Annotated in this window: 7 protein-coding genes and 1 pseudogene; 3 read left to right on the top strand and 5 right to left on the bottom strand. The window is 71.9% G+C overall.

Going from position 1 to position 22,773, the window contains the following annotated elements:
* Positions 1-17 precede the first annotated feature (17 nt).
* The gene (locus ACWCWD_RS23425) at positions 18-4,610 is read left to right on the top strand and encodes an FtsK/SpoIIIE domain-containing protein (RefSeq protein WP_450775222.1); all 4,593 of its coding nucleotides are present in this window, start codon (positions 18-20) and stop codon (positions 4,608-4,610) included.
* Between the two features lie 70 nt (positions 4,611-4,680).
* On the opposite strand, the gene ACWCWD_RS23420 is transcribed toward ACWCWD_RS23425, so the two are convergent.
* The 3 genes from ACWCWD_RS23420 to ACWCWD_RS23410 form a co-directional block, all read right to left on the bottom strand.
* Positions 4,681-5,016, bottom strand: a complete 336-nt coding sequence (locus ACWCWD_RS23420; protein WP_266712146.1) for a hypothetical protein — start codon at positions 5,014-5,016, stop codon at positions 4,681-4,683.
* Between the two features lie 103 nt (positions 5,017-5,119).
* A complete protein-coding gene (locus ACWCWD_RS23415) occupies positions 5,120-5,431 on the bottom strand; it encodes a hypothetical protein (protein WP_266712148.1) in 312 nt (103 codons plus the stop codon).
* Between the two features lie 75 nt (positions 5,432-5,506).
* Positions 5,507-6,469, bottom strand: a complete 963-nt coding sequence (locus ACWCWD_RS23410) for a serine/arginine repetitive matrix protein 2 (RefSeq protein ID WP_450775219.1) — start codon at positions 6,467-6,469, stop codon at positions 5,507-5,509.
* Positions 6,470-6,630: 161 nt separating this feature from the next.
* Here ACWCWD_RS23410 and ACWCWD_RS23405 point away from each other — a divergent pair, with 161 nt between their 5' ends.
* Entirely contained in the window at positions 6,631-15,270 is an 8,640-nt protein-coding gene (locus ACWCWD_RS23405; RefSeq protein ID WP_450775217.1) for a hypothetical protein, read from the top strand.
* Entirely contained in the window at positions 15,267-17,963 is a 2,697-nt protein-coding gene (locus ACWCWD_RS23400; RefSeq protein WP_450775215.1) for a right-handed parallel beta-helix repeat-containing protein, read from the top strand. The genes ACWCWD_RS23405 and ACWCWD_RS23400 overlap by 4 nt, the downstream gene beginning before the upstream one ends.
* 311 nt (positions 17,964-18,274) lie before the next feature.
* Here ACWCWD_RS23400 and ACWCWD_RS23395 read toward each other — a convergent pair whose 3' ends face one another.
* Positions 18,275-19,621, bottom strand: a complete 1,347-nt coding sequence (locus ACWCWD_RS23395) for a ricin-type beta-trefoil lectin domain protein (protein WP_450775214.1) — start codon at positions 19,619-19,621, stop codon at positions 18,275-18,277.
* Positions 19,622-19,699: 78 nt separating this feature from the next.
* Positions 19,700-22,773: pseudogene (locus tag ACWCWD_RS23390) on the bottom strand (hypothetical protein); the annotation flags it as partial.

Genomic DNA, 22,773 nt, shown 5'->3' with positions numbered 1-22,773 from the left:
CCACCGCAAGGAGTGCCGTGAGACTCACCCTCTCCACCGTCGACGCCCGGGGCCACCGTGCGGACCACCTGCTGGACCTCCCCGAGGGCGCCGACCTCGCCGCCCTCGGCGAGGCGCTGGGATCCGCCGAGCTGTATCTCGGGAGCAGTCCGCTCCACCCCGACCTCCCCGTGCGGGGCAGCGGACTGCGCGAGGGCTCGGTGGTCGGCCTGGGCGTCCCGGTGCCCTCCCCGGCCGGGGCGTCCGAGGCGTGGCGACCGCCCGCCTCCGACCCCGCCCTCGTCGAGATCCGGCACGTCGGCGGGCCGGGCGCGGGCCGGGTCTGGCGGCTCGGCCCCGGTGACCACGAGGCCGGTACCGACCGCGGCTGCGTCCTGTACCTCGACGGCGGCGGGGCGCCCGCGCGGGGCACCTGGATCACGGTGGGCACCGACGGGCGGGTGAGCCTGCGGCTCGCCCCCGACGCGGACGCCGAGTGCGGGCTGCGCAGTCTCACCCCGCCCCCGCCGGTCGACCCGACCACCGGTACCCCGCTCACCGCCGAGGAGCCCGCCGGCCCGCAGGACGGCGGCCCCGGCGGTCACACGCCGGAGCCCGCCCCGCCGGGCCCCGACGGCCACCCCGTCCCGCCGCCGCTGCCGCCCGTCGGGAAGCTGCCGGTGCCGGACGACGGCTCCGTCGAATGGCCCGCGTACGCCGACCTGTCCCTCGGCGACCACCTGCTGCGCCTGAGCCGGCCCTTCGAGGCGGACGCGGCCGTGAACCGGGCCGCCGACGGCGTGGGCATCGAGTACAACAGGCCGCCGCGGATCGTCCCGCACCTGGACACCGAGTCGATGACCATGCAGGGCCCGCCCGCCGACAACACCAAGCGGCCCTTCCCGTTCCTGATGATGATCTCGCCGCTGATCATGGGCCTGGTCATGATGTTCCTCTTCCACAGCCTGTACTTCGTCGTCTTCATCCTGCTGACGCCGCTGATGGCCGTCGGCAACTGGGTCTCCGGCCGGCGCACAGGGCGCAAGCAGTACGAGGAGAACCTCCGGATCTACCTGGTCCGCCGCTCCTGGACGGAGCTGGAGATGCGTCAGGCGACCATCGACGAGAGGAAGCTGCGGGCCGACACCTTCCCCGACCCGGCCTCGGTGCTGCTGACCGCCTCCGGGCCCGGCAAGGGGCTGTGGCAGCGACGGCGCCGCGACCCCGACCACCTCACCCTGCGCGTCGGCACCCTGACCCGGCCCTCGCTCAAACGCATCGACGACGGCGCCCGCGACGCCAACCACCGCCAGGTGCACTGGCGGATCGCCGACGCCCCCTTCGGCATCGAACTCGCCGAGCACGGGGTCGTCGGCATCAGCGGTCCCGGCGCCGCCCCGCGCACCCTGGCCGCCTGGGCCGTCGCCCAGGCGGCCGTCCTGCACAGCCCCCGCGACCTGCGGATCGTCGTCCTCACCGACCGCGAGCACGCGGAGGCCTGGAACTGGGTGCGCTGGCTGCCGCACCTGCGCTCCACCCGCGCCGGCGCGGCCGTCGTCAGCCTCGGCAACGACCCGGAGAGCACCGCGCACCGGGTGAACGAGCTGATCGGCGAGATCCAGAACCGCTCGGACAACAACACCTCCGCCCTGAGCCGCTCGCTCCAGCGGGAACCCGACATCATGGTCGTTCTGGACGGTGCACGCAGGCTCCGCGACGTCCCGGGCGTGGTCCACCTGCTCACCGCCGGGCCCGCCGCCCGGGTGTTCAGCCTCTGCGTCGACGAACGCGAGCGGCTGCTGCCCGAGGAGTGCACGGCCGTCGTCACCACCACCGGCAACCGGCTGACCGTCCGTACCTCCGGCGTGCCGGCCGTGGAGGACGTCCGGGCCGACCAGGTCGACGCGCAGTGGTGCGAGGAGGTCGGACGGGCCCTCGCCCCGCTGCGCGACGTCACCGTCGACAGCGACTCCGGACTGCCGGAGGACGTCCAGTTGCTGCCGCTGATCGGCCACGAGCCGCCGGACCCGGCCGCCTTCGTCCGGGAGTGGGCCCGCCGGCCCGCCACCAGCTCCTTCGTCGTGGGCTCCGGATACGACGGCCCGCTCACCATCGACCTGGTCCGCGACGGGCCGCACGGCCTGATCGGCGGCACCACCGGCTCCGGCAAGTCCGAGCTGCTCCAGACCATGATCGCCTCCCTGGCCGCCGGCAACCGGCCCGACGAACTCGCCTTCGTCCTGGTCGACTACAAGGGCGGCAGCGCCTTCCGCGAATGCGACCGGCTGCCGCACACCCTCGGCATGATCACCGACCTGGACGGGCACCTGGTCCGCCGGGCCCTGGCCTCGCTCGACGCCGAGCTGCGGCGCCGGGAGATCCTGCTCAACGAGGTGGAGGCCAAGGACCACACCGAGTACCGGGCCAAGCGGACCCGTGACCCGAGGCTCCCCGCACTGCCCCGACTGCTCATCATCATCGACGAGTTCGCCACCGTGGTGCGCGAACTCCCCGAGTTCGTACCCGGCTTGATCAGCCTCGCCCAGCGCGGCCGCTCGCTGGGCCTGCACCTGGTCCTCGCCACCCAGCGGCCCGGCGGATCGGTGAGCAACGAGATCCGTGCCAACACCAACCTGCGGATCTCCCTGCGGGTCACCGACCGCTCCGAGAGCCAGGACATCATCGACGCCCCGGACGCCGCCGGTATCTCGGCGAACCATCCCGGCCGGGCCCTGGTCCGGCGCGGCTCGGCCGCCCCGGTGCCCTTCCAGACGGCCTACGTGGGCGCCGAGCGCGGAGGCGCCGCCCCCGACCCGGCGGCGGTACCCGACCGTCCACTCCGGCCGATCCGGAGATCCGAACTGACCTGGCAGCGCCTGGGCCGGCCCCCGGCCCTGCCCGAACACTCCGACGACGACCCCGAGGCGATGCCGGGACCCGCCCCGGAGGAGCTTCCCACCGACCTGAAGGCTCTGGTCGACACCCTGATCGAGGCCACCGGGCGGTTGGAGGACTTCACCCAGCAGCCCAGGCCCTGGCTGCCGCCCCTGGACGAGCGGATCGCCCTGGAGGAGCTGCCCGCGCCCCCGGAGCCCGCCGAGGGCGAGCTCCCGGCGGTCCCGTACGCGCTCCTCGACATCCCCTCACTCCAGCAGCGGCGCCTCGGCGCCATCCAGTGGTCGGCCTTCGGGCACCTCTACGTCATCGGCGCCCCGCGCTCCGGCCGCACCCAGGTGCTGCGCACCATCGCCGGATCCACCGCCCTGTGCATCGACAGCAGCGACCTGCACATGTACGCGATCGACGCGGCCGGCGGCGGCCTCGCGGCGCTGGAGGCACTGCCGCACTGCGGGGGCGTGGTCTCCCGCCACGACACCGAGCGGATGGAGCGGCTGATCAACCGCCTGGTCGCGGAGTTGACGATCCGTCAGCGCCTGCTGTCCCAGCACGACTGCGCGGGCATCAACGAACTGCGCGCCAAACTGTCCGCGGCCCGACGCCCCGCCCATCTGGTCCTCTTCATCGATGGCTGGGACGCGCTGAGCCAGCTCCTCGACGACTACGACGGCGGCCGGGTCTACGCCGACGTGGTGCGGTTGCTCCGCGAGGGCGTCGCGGCGGGCATCCACGTCATCGCCACCTCCGAACGCGTCCTGCTCGGGGGCCGTCTGGCCGCGCACAACGACAGGCGTCTCGTGCTCCGGCAGACCGACCCCAGCGACTACAACGTCGTCGGCATGGGCCGGGACCGGGTCCCCTCCCACGTGGCACCGGGCCGAGGCTGGCACGCCCCGGGCGGGGTCGAGGCGCAGATCGCGCTGCTGCCGACCATCTCGCCGGAGAGGCCCGACCAGGGTGACGCGCTGCGCGCCATCGGCAAGCAGGCCTGGGCACGGGAGAGCGAGGTGCCCTCGCAGAAGCGGCCGTTCAAGATCGGCGAGATGCCCACCCTGATCGGCTTCCAGGAGGCGGTCGACCAGGTCCCCAAGGCCCAACTGCGCCCGCTCTGGGCGCTGATGGGCGTCGGCGGCGACGCGGTCGGCCCGATCGGCTACGACTTCCAGGAGGGCGGCGGCTCCTTCGTCGTCGCGGGACCGCCCCGGACCGGCCGCAGCACCGCGCTCGCCGCGATGTCCGTCTCCCTGCTGCTCGGCGGCACCCGGCTGATCGTGATCACCCCGCGCGAGTCACAGCTGCGCCGGCTCGCCGCGCACGACCTCGCCCACGTGTTCCGCGAGCCGGACCCCTCCAACGAGGCGCTCACCGAGGCCCTGAACGCCGTCGCGGGACAGCCGGTGGTCGTGGTCGTCGACGACGCGGACCTGCTGCTGGCGGCGGACGCCGACCGCACCCTGCGGCAGGTGGCCACGTCCGGGCGGGACCACATGCAGGGCCTGCTGCTGGCCGGCCTGCCGGAGTCGATGCACTCGCTGGGCTGGGTGGGTACGGCCCGCCGGGCCCGGCGCGGGCTGCTCCTCGGCCCCAAGAGCCCCGGCGAGGGCGACCTCATCGGATCCCGCATCTCCGGCGACCAGATCCGTACACAGCTGGGGGCGGGACGCGGCTGGACGGCGGGCGAGAACGGCAGCGCCATCGCCGTGCAGGTGCCGCTGACGGTCCTGGACGCCTGAGGATCGCGTCGGCGTCGAAGGGCCGGGCCGCCTGGCCCGGCCCTTCGACGTACGGCTCACCCGGGGACCGTCACTTCTGCGCGGCGGCCTCGGCCTGCGCCTTCTTGATCTCCTCGACGATCTGCGAGTCGGACTGCCCCATCGACTCGGCGATCTTCTTGAAGTTGTCCGCGTACGAGGCGATGTTGGCCGCGGAGGTCTTCATCTGCTTGCTGAACTCGTTGTAGGCGTCCCGCATGACGGGGCTCGCCTTCTCGAAGACCAGGCCGTTCTGGAGCAGACCGCTGACGGTGCCCTCCAGCGAGGTCAGTTCGTTCGATATGTCCGTGAGCTTGTTGCCCATGGTGGTACAGCCGCTGAAGATCTCGTCGTAGTCGAATACGACGTCGTCATTGCCGACAGGCATCCTGACAGCCCCTTCTGTTGAGTGTCCCTGCGTCGTACGAGGCGCCAGGCCGTGTCTGACCATTCCCGCCCGGCGGGAATGGTCAGACACGGCCCAGGGCCGGTCAGTTGCCGCTGCTGTTGACCTTCTCGGCCAGGTCGGCGTCCATGCCCTGGACCGACTCCTTGATCGCCTGGAACTGCTTGGCGTAGCCCTTGATGGACTCCGTCGCCTGCGTCAGGGCGGTGTTGAACTTCTCGTACTGCTGCTGGAGGGCGGGGCTGCTCTTCTCCAGGACGAGGAAGGTGGACAGCAGACTGTCCACCTCCTTCTTGGCCTCCGTCATCCGGGGCACCAGGGTGACGTCGACGCTGGTGTTGAGCATCCCGGCGACCCGGTCGATCTCGGAGTAGGAAAGGCGGATGTTGGCTACCACGAGTGGTTCTCCCTCTGTCGGTCGGAGCTTCGATAGGTGCTGCGGGCGAATCCGCGGGCAAGACCGCAGTGCGCGTCAGGCGTAGGTGTACGAGTAGTCGTCCTCCTCCTCGACGACCTCCTCCCACTCGGCGGTGGGGCCCGAGCGGGTGTACTGGGTGGTCTCGTCGTCCTGGACGACCTTCATCGTCCCGGAGCCGTCGTCGTTGATCACCACCGTCGAGGTGCTGGTCTTGCCGTCGCCGCCGGTGGTGGTCACCGTGTAGTCGCGGGTGTCGTACGGCTTGCCGTCGCCGGGCGGGTCGACCATCTTCGGCGCGCCCTGCTCGTAGGTGGTGGACGTGGTGAACGATTGCCCGTTGGTCTTGACGGTGGACGTCTCCGTGATGACGTTGTTGTCCTTGTCGAGGACCAGATCGACGTCGACGGAACCGGTCGTCGTCTCGGAGTGGTAATGGGTCGGCGGAGTGTCCGGCGGCTTGGGCGGCGCGTCGCCGGGCTTCAGCGGCGGGTCGTCCGCATCGCGCCACGCCTGGCACCAGCCGGGTGCGTCATCGGCGTTGCAGACCATGCGGATGCTCGCGTCCGGGTTCTTCTCGAAGTAGTCGGAGGCACCGATGCTCTTCAGGAAGTCGTCCCACTCCTTCTTGTCCTGCACCCAGTCGTCGTAGGCCTCCTTCTTGTTCTTCCAGTCCTCCAGCCCGATCGACTTGCCCATGACTCCGGCGCTGCCACTGATCTGGGAGTCGGCGTCGAAGAACACGTCGGAGACACTCTTGAAGATTTCGGCCAGTTCGTTCAGGCCGTCCTTGGCCTTTCCCTGGCGCCTCTTCGAGAAGGAGTAGAAGTAGTTGAACTCCGCCGAGAGATTCGCGTTCCCGAGGATCCTGCGGCGCTCACTGGATTTGGCGTCGCCCAGGCTCTGGTAGGCGCCCTCACCGGCGCCCGCTCCCGCCTGGGACGCCAGATCACGGAGCTTCGACTGGACCTCGTGGAGCAACCCGTAGTCGATGGCGAAGTCCGAGGTGATGTCGGCCACGGCCACCTCCTTCCTGCTCGTACCTTGCTTCGACCACGCTCCGGACCCCACTTCGGTTCAACCGGGCCGCGGATTGGACGGCGGAGCCTTGAACCTGACGGGTGGCCCGTGCGTGGTCGGGATGAGGACACGACGCCGGACGACGGAGGGGGTGGCCGGGCATGGCCCGTCCCACTGACTGGAGTGCGCTGGGACTGTCCGAAGACCCGACCCCGGGTGATCCCGACGAGCTCGACCGGGTCATCGTCTCGCAGTACACGCTGATCGAGCTGGCACGGACCATCGACAGCGGGCTGGCGGAGGTCTCCAACAAGGCGTCCGAGGCATTCAAGGGCAAGACCGCCGACGCGCTGCGCGGCAAGATCGACGGCCGGATCCGGGGCTTCGTCACCACCTTCAAGACCGCCCACGAAGACGTCCGCACCGCCCTGCTCACCTACGTCGGAGTGATGCGCGCCCAACAGCGGGTCGCCGACGACGCGCTGACCGCGGCGGCGGCCCTGCCGGAGGACGACACCGAGGGCCGCGAAGCCCACAAGGCGACGGCGAAGTCGGCCGGGGACACCATGGAGACCGCGGCCGACACCGCGGCCACCGCGATCGCGACAGCCGCGGAGTCGATCTCCTCGCCGGTGGACGAGTGCGAGGAACTGTGGAAGGCGCTGACCTGGATCGCGATCATCCTGATCATCCCCGCGATCATCGTCGGAGGCCCGATCGCCCTGCTGGCGTTCGGTCTGAACCTCGCCATCATGATCAAGACGGCGATCGACTTCTCCCGCGGTGACGCCAGTCTGACCGAACTGCTGCTGTCGATCGTGGGAGTGCTCGCGCCGACCACCAAGGGCCTGAACGTGGGCCAGGCGTGGAAGTCCATCAGGGGATTCGGCGCACAGGGCATCAAGGGCACCAAGAACCTGGTGCTGGGCGGCCCGAACTCCTTCGGTCTCTTCGGGCGGCTGGGTCTGGGCATCGACGACACGTTCAGTGCCACGAGCTCCTGGCTCAAGGGCGGTCTGGGCGACGCGATCAAGTTCAACAAGATCAAGGGGCTGGAGGGCGTCACCCTCCTGGGCGGCGGCTCCGGCAAGGGTTTCCAGTTCTTCCCGCTCGGCGTGCAGCTCGGGGTCATCAACACCATCGGTGCCAAGGGCTTCTTCGGGCTGCACAGCGTGATCGTCGGCCTGAACGGCATCAAAATGGGCGCCGGAGCGATCGCCAACGGCCTCTCCGGTGTCAAGGGACTACGGCTCTTCCTGCCGGTTGCCGCCGACGAGATGGGCCAGGGCCTCTTCCTGGCCTTCAAGATCGGCTTCATCGACCGCGGCGTCTTCGGCATGTACAGGTACGGGGCGTTCGTCAACGGTTCCTTCATCGGTGCGGGCAGCAAGGCCTCCGGGGTCGGAGCGGGCGTCTCCAACTTCTTCGATGCCGGCAACGGCGCCGGCATGAGCCTGGTCAAGGCCGGTGACTTCCACTTCGCTCCCGGCACCTTCGGCAACATCGGCGGCCCCGGCGGGCTCTCTGCCCCCGGCGGCCCGGTACCGCCCGGCCGGTTCGCCGCACCGCCCCCCGGCATCTCGCTGTCGATGCCGACCGATCTCTCGATCCACCTCGGCGAACAGGGCGGCTTCGCCAACCTCGGCCAGATCAACCTGCCCTCCATCGACGCCCGTCTCGCGGATCTGCCCTCCCTCGGCATGACCGGCGACCAGGCGCTGCCCACCCTCGGCGCCGTCACCCGGATCGACCTGCCCGGCGGCCTCGCGGGCCTCCCGAGCCTCGAGAACCTCCCGCAGACCATGCCCGCCCTCGGCCAGGTCAGCCTGCCCCAACTCGGCTTCTCGCCGACCCACATGCCGTCGATGACGCTCGACACCCCGTCCGTCAACGGCAACCTCGCGGGCCTCCCGAGCCTCGAAAGCCTCCCGCAGACCACGCCCGCCCCCGGCCAGGTCAGCATCCCCCAACTCGGCTTCTCCCCTTCCCCCGTGCCGTCGATGACGCTGGGTACCCCGTCCGTCGACGGCAACCTCGCCGGGCTCGGCCAGGTCACCGTGAACGCCCCCTCGCTGCCCGCGCTCGGTCACATCAACGTGCCCTCCCTGGGCACGGCCGGTGCGGGCCACCTCGGCCTCATCCGCACCGACATGCCGTCGGTCCACGCGCAGATCGTGGACCTTCCGTCGGTGGGCAGCACGGGTGGCCCCCTGGGGCAGGTCCAGCTCGGCAGCGTGAACGTGGCGTCGCTCGGCCTGAGCGCACCCCACTTCTCCGCGACGCAGATCAACACCGCGCTGGGCGGCGGCTTCGCCTCCCCGAACCTGAGCCCCGCCCTCGGCGACGCCGCCCCGCACGTCGACACCCAGCTCGGCCAGATCGAGCTGCCCGGCACCGGCACGGTCCTGGGCCACATCGACCTGCCGAACGTGAACCTGGCCACGGGACACGTGGACACCCCGGAGGCGCACACCGGCCCGGTCCACACGGACCTGCCCACCAGCCACACCGGAGCCGTTCAGCTGCCGGGGCTCGGCCGGAACGACCTGGCGCTCTCCGTACCGCCGCCCACCGCGCACCTGGCTCCCGGCGTCCTCTCCGCCCCGGGCATCAACGGCAGGCTCGCGGACATCCCGACGGTACTGCCCGGCAACGGCTCGCTGATCACCACGCCGAACACCGCCCCCCTGCTCAACAGCTCGGCACTGACCCCGCCGAGCAGCCAGTTCTTCGCCGGCCTGATCGCGGCGATGAACCGCGAGCCCCTCACCGTCTTCATGGCCCCGCACATCACCTACGACTTCCATCACACCTTCACCCACCTCCCCCAGATGCCCGCCGGTGTCCAGGTCCAGGTCACCCCCGGCACGGCCGGGCAGCTGGTGGACGTCCACGTGACGACCCCGGCCGGCACCCCGGGGTCGGTGACCGCCACCCACGTTCCCGTGAACGGCCAGGACGTGCTGCGCGTCGAGCACACCCAGCTGGACGGGACGATCCAGCGCCTCGACTTCGAGCTGAGCGCCGCCAACGACCACCAGCTGCTGGACAGCCGGACCATCACCCCCGCCCGCGTCACCGGCGAGGACATCGAGATGGAGACCTTCCGGCCGGACACCGTCGCCGGCTCCTCCAGGGCCGGGGGCGTCGGGGGCGCCGGCAGCACGGTGCCGCTGCCCACCCCCGTCGTGCACGTGGTGCCGCTACCGGGTCTGACGGGCACCAACGTCACCATCCGGACCGATGCCACCGGCCAGATCACGCACGCCCATCCGGTGGCCGGGGGTGCGCCGGTCACCGTCCAGCACCTTGCCGGGAGCGGCCCCGGCGGAGTCGACATCGTCCGCGTCGAGCAGACCGTCACCGCGGGCGCCGAGATCCGCCGCTGGGAGTTCACCGCCGACCTGACCGGCAACCGGCTCGTCGCCGACGAGCGGGTCTTCCCGCTCAACGACGGCGCCCTGGGCGGCGGCGTCATCACCGTCGACCTCGCCGCCGGAGTCCCCACCGTCCGCCACCTGGACAGCACCGGCGCCGTGCGGGCCACCGGCGGGCGGCCCATCCTGATCAGCCCGACCTCCCTCAACATCCCCTCCGCCCACGGCTTCCACCTCTACGACCCCACCACCGGCCTGCAGACCCACACCGGTCTCACCCTGGTCGACGCCCACGGCAACCCCACCCCCCTGCACGTGCTCACCCCGCACACCCCGCCCGGCGGCGGGGCCGTACCGCCGCTCCAGCTCACGGGCGCCGACGGGGTGACCCCGCTCGGCACGGTCACCGCCCCCGCCCACGGGGGCGGCGTGTTCCACGTACGGCCCACACCGGCCCCCGGCGCCGCTGCGGTCCCGCACCTCAGCGTCCACCGGGCCGACGGCACCTTCACGCACCACGCCCTGCCGGTCCCGGCCGTCACCCCGGCCGGGGGAGCGGGCCCGGCCTTCGTCCGCCTCCCGGACAGCGCCGGCGGGCTGCCCTCGCTCGTCCACCCGGACGGTACGGGCGTCGCCGGGGCCACCGTGCACCCGCAGGGGGTCAACGGCTCGCTGGGCTTCCGGATCGACCAGAACGGGCAGCACCTCGTCGTCAGCCCGGCCGGTGTGCACACCCACAGCGTGGTCTCCCTCCAGGGCCCGGGCGTCCCGGCCGACGGCCAGTTCGTGTTCAGCCCTCCCGGCACCCCCCACACGCCCCTCGCGCGGCTGCACGACCGGAGCGGCACCCCCGGCGCCCCGGTGGCGTGGGTGGACGGCACCTACCACGTGGCCCTGGGCGGCAACCAGTTCTCCGTCCACACCCCCAACGGCGCCTACACGCACCAGGCCCTCGCCGTGGGCGGGCTGACCGTCGCCCCGCCCGGCGGCACCTTCCTGCGGGCCGACCCGGTCAACCCGGGCGGCTCCCTGCTGACGCGGGGCGACGGCACACCCGTCCCCGGCGCCCAGGTCCACCCACAGGTGGGCGGAGACTTCCGCATCACCCACAACAACCAGCACATCACCGTCAGCCCCACCGGTGCCCACACCCACGACACCGTCACCCTCCAGGGCCCGGGGGCCGGCCAGTACGTCTTCACTCCGGTCGCCACCCCGAACGTGCCCGTCGGGCACCCGCGGGCAGGCAACGGGGCCGTCGACACCACCGTCACCGTCCAGCGGACCGGCGGTGAGTTCCGCCTCACCGACGGCCACGGCACCGTGAACGTGTTCGACCCCGCGACCGGCGCCCACCTCCGCACCGACGTCCCCGTCAGCGGCGGCACGGCACTCGACGGCCACTTCGTCCGGACCGACGCGGCCGGGACCGTCACCGTCGTACGCGCCGACCTCAGCGCCGCCCCCCACCTGCGGGCCACCCCGCAGCCGGGCACGGCGGGCGGCGGCTTCCGCCTCGACCAGGGCAGCACGCATCTGGTGGTCGACCCCCGGGGCGCCCACACCCACACCGCCGTCGAGCTCCGGGCCCCTGGCACCGCGGGCGGCACCGGGCAGTACGTCTTCCACCCCGCGGCTCCCGGCGGCGCGGGCCCGCACCCGCAGGTCAAGGACGGTACGGGCGCCGACCTGCCGGACACCGTCACCGTCCGCCCGGACGGCAGCCTCCAGGTCACCGGCGCCGGGACGATCCGCGTCCACGACGCCACCGACGGGGCCTTCCGCTTCAGCCTCCTACGCCTCGTCGACGCGGCCGGCACCCACCTGCCGGAGACCGTACGGGTGTACGGCGCGGGCGGAATCCGCCTCCTGGACCAGCACCAAAACGTGGTCGACGGGTCCGTGGTCACCGTCCGGCCGGGCGGCGGGTTCCGGGTCGAGCAAGCGACCGGCGAGTTCTCCCTGTACAACGCGGGCGGCCGCGTGGACTTCCGGGCCGTCCCGGTCGCGGGCGGCGCCCCCAACGCCCTCACCGTCACCCCGACGGCCGGCACCGCCTTCACCGTCGTCCCGCTCGGCGACGCCGTGAAGCTCTCCGACGCGAGCCTGTCCCGGTTCGTCGACATCACCCCGGGCGGTCCGCGGGTCCTCGACGGCCACCTCACCGTCGTGCCGGGCCACACCGTCGCCCCCACGGCGGCCGGCGGCTGGCGCGTCGACCCGCCCGGCAACCTCCGGCTGGGCGAGTTCACGGAGTACGCCGCCGACGGCACGCTCACCCTCCAGCGGATCAACATCGTCACCAAGGGGCGGATCAAGGCCAACAACCACCTGGAGCTCCACCACGTGGCCACCGGCGGCGCCGGCGGGAACCCGGCCGGCACCTGGAAGCTGATCCGTACCGACGGCGCGGGCGCTCCGCTCCCCGGGGTGGGCGGCAAGTGGTTCCACAACGGGCTGATCACCACCAAGGGCATCCCCCAGGGCCGGATCCACCTCACCACCCACTCCGGCGTCACCGTCTTCGAGTCGCGGCCGCTGCCCGGAGGCAACACCCTCCACTCCTTCCAGTCCAGCGCCGGCGCCGAGGTCTCCACCTTCTCGTTGGGCAACCAGCGCGGCGAATGGCACGAGATCGACCCCCAGGGCGCGCTCGTGCGCAACGGCGACCGGCACTGGGGCGAGAGCGGCCGCAGCTGGTGGGACTCCACCGGCACCAGCGGGGTCGACCGGGTCCTGCACTTCCAGCAACTCCCCGACGGCGGGCACGTCCTGGGCACCCTCGACCGCAACGTGTTCCACCAGAGCTCGGGCACCGGCACCTGGTTCCGCTTCGACGCCGACTTCAAGATGATCGCCCAGGGCACCCGCGCCTACGGGCCGGGCCTCGGCCGCGGCTTCACCGACACGATGGATCACCCGCTCACCGGCCAGAGCTTCGTCGTCCACGAGAAGTTCGGCCGCTTCCAGACCGACCCCCACGACGTACGCAGGCTGTTCCAACGGGAGATGGGCGCCGACGGGGTGCCCAAGACCACCTCGGTGTCGCTCTCCGCACCGGGCAAGGAGATCGACAGCCTCAGGCAGCTGGAGAACAACGGCGGCCTCCTGGAGGTCCGGAGGGTGGCCGAGCAGCGCCCGCCGAACTGGTTCCGCCACCTCATCAGCAGCGAGTACCGCACGACGGACCTGAGCCCGTTCCCCTGGCTGAAGGCCGACAACCTGCCGCAGCTCAACGAATGGCGGGTCCGGCCCACGCCCGGCGGGGCCGTCGGCGCCCACGGCATCCGACTGCTCACCCAGAACGCCGCCATCACCGACATCTCCAGCACCGGGCAACTCGTGCGCGAGACCCGCAAGCTGTTCCACGGCAACGACCTGACCGTCGGCAACGTCAAGGTGCCCGACGACCCCGCGGGCGCTCCGGTGAACATTCCCGCCCAGTACCTGCCCTGGTCGGAGGGGGTGGGCACGTTGCAGGGGCACCGCACCTTCAACCACGCCGACTTCCAGGCCCCGCCCGGGACCGGTGTCCACGTCAACCAGGTCATCTGGCACGACCGGTTCACCACCAACCTGGGCGACGGCGACTGGTTCAGCCCCAACGCCGCCAAGCAGTGGCGGATCGCGCGCACCGGCCTGGACGACGGCACGGTGATCGAGTACCGGCCGGCCCCGGCGGTCCGCGCCAGCGGTGCGGCGGGCGACGGCGGCGCCACCTTCCGGCAGAACTTCCACATGAACCACGGCGACTGGACGCGCTACGACCACCACGGCTTCGTCGTGGCCCGCTCCGACACCTGGCCCGGCGTCCAGGGCAGCCCCGACCTGCGGATCACCGCCCACGGCCCCGCCACCTCCACCATGACCTGGGTCGACGCCAACAACCCCCACATCAGCGGCGTCCGCGTCACCGCCCACGGCCGGGACATCAACCGCTACGGCTGGGACCGCGAGTCGTACCAGGACTTCGGCGCCGACGGACGCATGATCCGCGACCACCGCCTCCTCGCCGACGGCACCACCGTCGACTCCTGGCGCGTCAGCAGCGACGCCGCCGGCAACGAGGTCTGGCACTGGAACAAGATCGACGCACACGGCAACATCCGAGTTTTCGGCACCGGCGCCGGCGACCAGGTCCGCCACTGGTTCGACGCGCGGGGCAACGCCCTCCCCGGCTGGGCGGAGGGCGCCCGCTGGTCCGAACACGTCACCAGCCTCGGCAACATGAAGATCCAGGAGATCCCCGCCAGACCCAGCGCCGGCGCCTTCCAGAACACCTTCGGCGACGCCCCTTTCCGCGTCCGCGAGTACGTCGCGAACCCGGGCGACACCTTCAACGCCCACGTGTGGAAGGAGTTCGACGGCGGCACGGTCGTCCGCCAGAAGAAGGAACTGCTCACCGGGAACTTCCTGGAGAGCGAGAGCTGGCAGAAACACTGGCGCCTCTACGGGCCGGGCGGCACCAACCTCCTCGCCGAACGGTCCATCTCCGGATGGATCTACGAGACCAACGCCTTCGGCCAACTGAAACTGGTCGGCCGGGAGACCAACTTCATCGACTGGGCCAACCAGTACCGCGGCTACAACCGCATGTGGAAGGACGCCAACCGCTGGGAGTTCGGCGCCAGCGTCGGCGGCGAGTCCGTCTACCGGCCCTACCTCACCAAGGCGATGCAGCAGATCGCCCTCGACGCGGGACACGAGTTCATCGTCGACTTCGCCCTCAGCCTCACCGTCCTCGGCATCGCCGCCCTCGTCACCGGGGCCAAGTTCACCGCGACCGACCTCGCCAAGGCCGCCTTCGGCGCCATGATGGGCTCCGTCGTCAAGAGCTTCGTCTCCGGTCTGCACCACGCGGCCGGCCGCGGCACCCCGTGGAAGAACGGCTGGGGCCACGTCGACTACGGCTACGCCTACCAGCGCCACCCCAGCGACGACGACTGGGGCGGTGAATGGGCGGGCCACGACAAGGTCACCCGCTGGCGCGGCGGCACCTACGACTTCGGCGTCGGCATCGCCACCGGCGTCCTCGGCGGATTCGCCTCCGGAGCCGCCTCCGCCTCGGTCTTCGGGGTGAAGACCGCGAGCGGTGAGCTGATCCACCTGTCCAAGGCGGACGCCGCCATCGCCGGTCTGATGAGCGCGGTCGGCGGCACCCTCGGCGGGCTCACCGTCGGCGCGGCCCGCAGCATGATCCACCTCAACCTGGCCGGCCGCTGGTACCACCGCGCCGGCATGGTCGACATCTACGTGGCGCCGGCCCTCGGCAAGCTCATCGACAAGTCCTTCTCCGCCTTCTTCCTGAACGGTGCCGTCCGCGACTGGTTCCAGCCGAGCTGGTACACGGACATCGGCGCCGGCGGCACGCAGGGCGGTCACCCCAACACCGACAACCTTCCGCAGGGAGCAGGCACCCCATGACGACCACCACCGCCGGCACCCCACCGCTGCGCGTGGCGGCCAAGGGGTGGGGCGGTCACCGCACCATCGCCTCCGCCCTCGCCGCCGCGCCCGCCGGGGCCGTGATCACCATCGCCCCCGGCGTCTACACCGAGTCCCTGCGCCTGGAGCGGCGGGTGCTGCTGGAGCCGGAGTACGGCTCCGGGACCGTCCACCTGCGCTCCGCCGGCGGGCCCGTGCTCGACGTCACCGCCCCCGGCTGCGAGGTGTACGGGCTCGAACTGCGCGGCAGCGATCCCGCCGAGCCCGCCGTGCGGGTCGCCGACGCCGCCGGGCTGACCCTCGCCGAGTGCGACCTCGGCAGGGGCCGGATCGACGTGCTCGGCTCCCGGGACAACACCGGGGCCGCCGCGAACTCCGCCCTCACCTTCGCCGACACCCTGGCCCGGGCGCTGCGCGACCCGGTCGGCGGCGGGGTGCTGCTGGTGCGCGGCGGCCGGCTCCACGACGCCCGGCACGCCGCCGTCCACCTCGAAGGCGATGCACGGGCCCGGCTGGTGGACACCGCCATCGACACCGTCGACGGGCTCGGAGCGGCCCTCGGCGGGAACGCCGTACTGCTCGCCGAGCGGCTGCGCGTCAGCGCCACCGCCGGCTCCTCGCTGCGCGCCCGCGGCTCCTCCCGGGTGCTGCTGCGCGACACCCGCCTCAGCGGCCCCGGCCGCCACGGCCTGCTCATCGAGGACGAGGCCGAGGGCCTCCTGGAGGACTGCCGGATCAGCGGTCCCGCCCGGGCCGCCGTCCAGGCCGGTGGCTCGGCCACCGTGGGCCTGGCCGACTGCCGACTCTCCGGGGCAGGGACCGACGCGCTGGCCGTGGGGGGATCGGCCCAGCTCACCGTCCACGGCTGCTGGATCCTGGACTCGGCCGGCCACGGCATCCTGGTGACCGGCGAGGCCGTGGCCCTGGCCGTGGACACCCTGATCGCGCGCAGCGGAGCGGCCGCCGTACGCGTCTCCGAGCTGGCCCGGGCCTCCCTGAGCGGCTGCCGGATCGGCGTCAGCGGGGAGCACGGACTGACCGTCACCGACGCCGCCCACGCCGAACTGGCCGACACCACGCTCTCGGACGCGGCCGTGGCCGGGGTGCACACCGACGGCCGGGCCCGCCTCACGCTTACCGGCGGCCGCATCGAGCGGGGCGAGACCGGGCTGCGGCTGCGTTCCACCGCCGAGGCATCGGTACGAGGCACAACGGTGAGCGGCCCGAGCAAGGCGGGCGTGGAACTCGGACCGCGCGCCCTCACCACCCTGGAGGGCGTACGGATCGGATCGACCGGCAGCGCCGGTGTGGTCCTCGCCGCCGGAGCCCGGCTGGCCATGGAGAGGTGCACCATCGAGGCCCCCGGCGGCAGCGGCATGGTCGTCTCGACCGGCGCCGAGCCGGCGGTGAGCGGCCTGCGGATCGACCGTGCCGCGAAGAACGGCATCCTGTTCGGGCCCGGCGCGGGCGGCACGTTCGCGTACTGCGACCTGACCGGCGGGAACTTCCCCGCTCTGCACATCGGCGCGAACGCCGACCCCCGGTTCACCGGCTGCCGGGTCCTCGACTGCGGCCAGGACGTCGCCCTGGCCGACGAGGCCGCCCCCGTCTTCGAGGACTGTGTCTCGATCCGGGTCAAGAACCCGCTCCTGCCGGGAGTCACCGCCACCGGACCCGCGCCCGGCGCCCCGCCCAGGAAGCCCGCCGCCCCGGACGGGGCCGCGGGGGGTACGGGCCCCGCGCGCGGCTCCCGTACCGCCCCGGGGGGCACCGCGGCGGCCGGCGGTGGCTTCGCCTCCCTGTCCGACCTCTCCGAACTCGGCGAGCCCGAACCGGAGCCGGAGACCCTGGAGGAGTTGCTCGCCGAACTGGACGAGCTGGTCGGGCTCGACGGGGTCAAACAGAACGTCGGCGGCATGGTCAAGCTGATGCAGACCGTACGGCTGCGCCAGCAGGCCGGGCTCCCGGCGCCGCCGCTCAGCCGCCACCTGGTCTTCGCGGGGAACCCCGGCACCGGCAAGACCACCGTGGCCCGCCTCTACGGCAGGCTGCTGAAGGCCCTCGGCCTGCTGGAGCGCGGGCACCTGGTGGAGGTCGACCGCAGTGCTCTGGTCGGCGAGTACGTGGGTCACACCGGCCCGAAGACCACCGAGTCCTTCAACCGGGCCCGCGGCGGCGTCCTCTTCATCGACGAGGCGTACGCGCTGGTCCCGGCCGGGGTCTCCAACGACTTCGGCCTGGAGGCGGTGGCCACCCTGGTCAAGCTGATGGAGGACCACCGCGACGAGGTCGTCGTCATCGCCGCCGGCTACCCCGGCGACATGGAGCGCTTCGTCTCCTCCAACCCGGGGCTCGCCTCCCGCTTCACCCGCAGCCTGGTCTTCGCCGACTACAGCTCCACCGAGCTGGTCCGCATCGTCGAGCACCACGCGCAGCGCCACCGCTACGAGCTGAGCGACGGTCTCCGCGGAGCGCTCGGCCGGTACTTCGACGCCGTGCCGCGCGACGCCCGCTTCGGCAACGGCCGCACCGCCCGGCAGGTCTTCCAGGCCATGACCGAGCGGCAGGCCATGCGGATCACCGAGCTGACCTCCCCGGTCGAGGCCCAGCTGGTGGTCCTCGACGAACAGGACATGCCGGAACTGGTCCCGCCGGTCCCCCCGGCCGCCTGAGGGCGGGGCGCGGGCGAAGTTGGGTACGCCGCAACGCCGTTCGGACCAGGGCGCGGCCCGAAGGGGTGGGCGGGTATGGCTGCGCCCGGTGGGAGGACGTCGCCGCCCCGGGTCGCGGGCTTCGTCGCAGGTGTAGCTCTCCATGGTGTGTCGGACGGATTTGACTGACCCTCTGCGCGATTTCGGGGATCGCGGAGAACCGGGGTGGGTCTTCGAGCGGTCCGGCGGTCCGGTTCGGGGCGGTACCGACGCGTGCGTGGTCCTGGTCGCCGCCGGTCGTGTCCAGGACCCGCCTGATCCTCACGGTGCCGTCAGCGCTTGCTCCACTTCTGGTTCTGATGGCCGTTGCAGGTCCACAGCTGTAGCCGGGTGCCGTTGGCGGTCGCGGTGTCCTTGACGTCGACGCACTTGCCGATCTGCGTGTTGACGAGGTCGTACGACGTGTTGACCTTGAACTTCTGGGCCCAGCCACCGTTGCACTTGGCCAGCTGGATCTGGGCGCCGTCGTCCGTCGACGCCCACGCGATGTCCATGCACAGTCCCATGGAACGCACGGTCCCGTCGGACCGGAAGTCCCACTTCTGCCAGTTCTTCCCATTGCAGTCATGGATCTCCAAGGGGGCGCCGTCCTTGCCGGCGTCGCCCACGATGTCGATGCACCGGCCGCTGGCATGGCTGTAGACCGACACGCCCGCCGCGACCGGCGCGACCGGCGCGACCGGCGTGGTTGTCTTGGCCGGTGTGGTGGTGACGGTGGAGGACTTCGACGTGCCGCCCCCGCCGGAGGCCGACGAGGACGAATTGGACGAGGTCTTGGACGAGCTCGACGAGGTACCGCCCTTCGTCGTGCCGTCGCTGTTCGAGGAGGTCCCGCCCGAGCCGGAGTCGCCCTTCGTCGACGCGCTGCCGCCTGAGCCGGACGAGCCTCCGGACGCGTCGGACTTCCCAGGGTCCGGCTGCTTGCCGCGCGGCACGTTCGCCTCGGGCGAGCCCGACTTGCGCTTGCCCGCCACGGGCGCGGCCGAATCGAAGGCGCCCGGAGTGTCCCCGGCGGCATCCGTCAGGACGGTGTCCGCGGCGGCGTCGCTGGAACCGGCCGTCCTGATTCCGTCGTTGTTGTCGTTCCGCGCGTTGATCAGGAAGGGGACGGACACCAGCAGCGCGCCCGCTATCGCGGCGGCGGCGAGGATGGTGCGCGGCGGCCGGCCGGGCTGCCCCGCCCGTGCGGCGACCGCGTCGGACGTGCCCTCGGCCGTGACGGGGGCCGACCCGCCTTCGGCCCGCGTGGCCGCGGAAGTGCTCTCGGCCTGTGCGGCGGTGGCGGACGAGGAGGGCGTCTTGGTGTCCGGCTCGGCGGCGGCCTCGGGCTCGGGGGCGCCGTTCGCGGAACCGGAGGCCGGCTCTGCTCTCGGCTCCGTGACCGCGGCTGCCGCCGCGGCCGTCGTCCCGCGCCCTTCCGGCTCAGCCTCCGGACTTGTACCACCGGCGCATCGGCCGGCCGGCTCAGCATCCGGGTCGACGCCGAGGGCGGGGACCGCGGCGGCCGACGGCCCCGCCGTCGAGGTGGTCTGCTCCGCGGTCCCGCCCGGGGCGGCGGCGGAGGCTGTCTCGTCCTCGGAACCCTGAGAGGACCCGGCGGCGTGCGGTGCGGTGGTCAAGACGTCCTCCTGGCGAAGCGGCTGTGGGGCGGGTTCCATCGGTTCCCGTGTGGTGCTGGGAGAGGTGCGGGCCATGCCTCAGTTCTCTCGCCCAAGTTGAGGGGGCGTCGTGTAGCGCACCCCGTCGAAGACGATTCGGACCGGCTCACCGGTTCCGGTTCCCTGGCTGTGCTCGATGCCGTCCTGGTCGACGATCACGACGTTCCGGCCGGTGACCGTCGCTGCCAGGGACGCCATGGTCTCAGGGTAGGACCCGGGGCCGGCCCGGCTGACGAGTAGTCCGATCCGTTGCCCGATGTCCAACTGCGCAGCGGACAAGGTGATCCGGCCGCCCAGCATGCTCGCCTCGGCAAGCTGGCCCGGTCCGAGTGTCACACCGAGGGCGTTGATCTCGTCGAGGTCGGCCGTGTCGTCACCGGAGGGCAGCCCGGGGACGGGCACGCCGCCCTCCGCTTCCAGGGCCGAAATACGTTCAGACAACCAGGAGTTGAGGGCTTCACGACCACCGCCGTCCTGCGCGGGGGCGGACTCCCGGCTCAACTCGCCCAGTAAGGTTGCCGAGAACGACTCCTCGGGGGACGACGGGACGGCGCGGCTCCCGCCTCGAACGTCGTTGTCGCCAAGCCCCCTTGCCGGGTTCGGCGAGGAGCTCGGGTCAGGCCACTGGGACGGCGTACGCGCGAGTGATCCCGTGGGCATGTCGATCTGCACGGCGCCCCGCAGGTTGTTCACATCGGCCGCGAGTCCCGCCAGGCGCTCGGCGGCCCCCCGCTGAGCGCGGGCCGACAGGAGCTGCCGCTCGCGAGCGGCGTCGAGCAACTCCCTCAGCTCGTCGGCGCGTCGGCCCGCCTCCTCCAGAGCCTTCTCGGCGGCGTACCTGCGTGCACGGGCGGCCCTGGCGAGGTCGCTCTGCCGGGATCCGTCCCCGGCTGATCCGGTACTGGCCGGTTCGGTGCCGGCCGGATGGGTACTGGCCGGATCGGTGCCGGACGGTTCGGTACTGGCCGGATGGGTATTGGCCGGATCGGTGCCGGACGGTTCGGTGCCGGTCGACTCCCTTTCCTTTCGCAGCTGTTCGAGGGTCCGCCGGGCCTCGCGAGCACGGATCTCGTCCGGCCGTACACCCTGGGGCTCGGCGGGACGGTGGCGCCTGATGTGGGCGGACTCCGCCTCGGCCGCTCGGCTGAGGCGTTGCGCGGTGCGGATCCGCTCGTCCAGGGTGGTCCGCCCGCGCGACGAGGAGCCCCGGCCGGCGCTCCCCGAGGCCGCCGACTGCCGCTGTACGCCCGACTCCTGACCGAGGAGGGGCGCTCGGGCGGAGACGGCTCGGGGCGGGGCGGGCGTTACGGGCAGGACGGGCGGCGTGTTCGTGCCGTGGTAGACGATGGACACGCCTTCGCCCAGAGCGAGGAACTCGTTTTCGTCCTCACGCAGAAACAGTGTGTGCTCCGACCACTTCTCCTCCTTGGGGACGGCCCGGCTCTGGAGGTAGGTACCGAAAACGCGGTGCAGGGGCACCTCTTGGGAGGTCACCCAGAAGGGACCGAGCATGTGACTGTCGGTGTCCGTGGGGTCCTTGTACGGCTCCAGGAGGCTGTACGACTCCGCCGGACCCCGCTTCATCCGGATCTGGCCGCCCACCGGAGGCATGCTCTCGTTGTACTGCCCGAGCAGGCTTCGCTCCTCCAGACGGATGAGCTGTACCACCCCCCGCGCGGCGTCGACGTTCGGGATCTGCACCCGGCGCAACATCTCGTAGGTGAAGGCGTGTTGAGCCGCCATGCTGCGGACGTACACGGGGGAGAAGGCGGTCACCGGGAAGTCCCTCCCGTGTTCGTCCTGCCAGCGATCGCTGCGCACGAGGCTGCTCTGCTCGTCGAGCCGGGACATGTGATAGCCCTCGTCCTCCCGCGGAGGACGGAAATGACTGACCATCACCTTGAAGTACTGCGAACTGGAATGGATGGAACCACCGGACTGCCCCAGGGACCAATCGGCCAGCCAGTCGCTGTCCCCGCCGTTGTCGTTCACCCAGGCGTGGAAACGAGAGGACACGCCGTGCTCACCGCGCAGGGATCCGCCCACCGGGCGCTGCGCCGATGGGGCGCCGTCGGTGGGGTCGGTCAGCGCCCACACCGGGCCGGCGTCCGACTCCAGCCGCGCCGGCAAGCCGTCCAACAGGTCGCCCTCGCCGAGCAGCATCTGCATCCGCAGGAACTCGCTGCGATACTCCGGAAGCCACCCGTCCGCCTCCAGCAGGGAGTTCGTCTCCAGCAGCCGCTCCGCGGCCTTCTTCTCTACCCCGGAGGCGTTCGCGTCGGCGACGACGTCCTCGGCCCGCTGAGCTATGAGCGACAGGTACTGAGCACTCGTCACCATGTTCTGGTCGTAGGCGTTCACACCCTCGTACGGGTCTGTCCACTGGGAGATCGACCGGTCGCCCGGATAGACCATGGGATAGGTCTTGCCGTTCCCCAGGGTGATCACGCTGAAGTCGGGCAGCGCCGGAGCGTTCGACCAGAGCGTCGCCGTGGTGAAGGGACCTGTCGGCAGTGCGTCGGGCGAGAGCGTGGTCGGTGCCGGCGGAGACGCGCTCCGCCGACTGTCCTGGCCGTCTTGGCCGTCCTGGCTGCCCCCGGGATCCGCCTGGTCGTCGGGTTGCGCCGGCGTCGGCGCCGCGTAGACCGGTGTCGGCGTGGCAGCGGGCGGAGAGAACGCCGTTGTGTGCAGTGACGTGGTCACGGTCGGTGCGGGTGCGTCCCAGTCGGTGTCGTCGGAGTCTTCGGCGTCCGAGTCGTCGGAGTCCTGTCGGAGGTTGCGTGGAATCGGGAGCATGCGGGCAGCGACTGCGTCGGTGTCCCGTGGGCCGGTGTTGTCGTCTTCTGGACCGAGGGGTTGGGAGACGGGGTCGATCCAGGTGTGACTGCGCGCGGCGGGCGTGGTGTTGGCCCGTGACTCGGCCCAGTTGCCGTTGTGGTTCTGGGTGTCGGTGTCGCCGATGAGGGTGGCGAGGAGTTGGAGGTGGCGTTGGCGTAGTTGGGCGTGGGGGAGTGCGTTGGGTGAGGGTTGGTGGTAGTTGCCGAGGAGGCTGCCCTCGATCTGGGGGCGGTGGGGGGTGGTGTCGTCCTGGTATTCGTCGCGGAGGCCGAGTT

Source organism: Streptomyces sp. NPDC001493, from assembly GCF_053597235.1.
Note: the sequence above shows the minus strand (reverse complement) of the source record. Positions and strands in the feature narration are given on the sequence as shown.

Excerpts from the sequence above, each read along its gene's own strand:
- ACWCWD_RS23420 (WP_266712146.1), bottom strand. The coding sequence starts at position 5,016 with ATGCCTGTCGGCAATGACGACGTCGTATTCGACTACGACGAGATCTTC.
- ACWCWD_RS23405 (WP_450775217.1), top strand. The coding sequence starts at position 6,631 with ATGGCCCGTCCCACTGACTGGAGTGCGCTGGGACTGTCCGAAGACCCG.
- ACWCWD_RS23400 (WP_450775215.1), top strand. The coding sequence starts at position 15,267 with ATGACGACCACCACCGCCGGCACCCCACCGCTGCGCGTGGCGGCCAAG.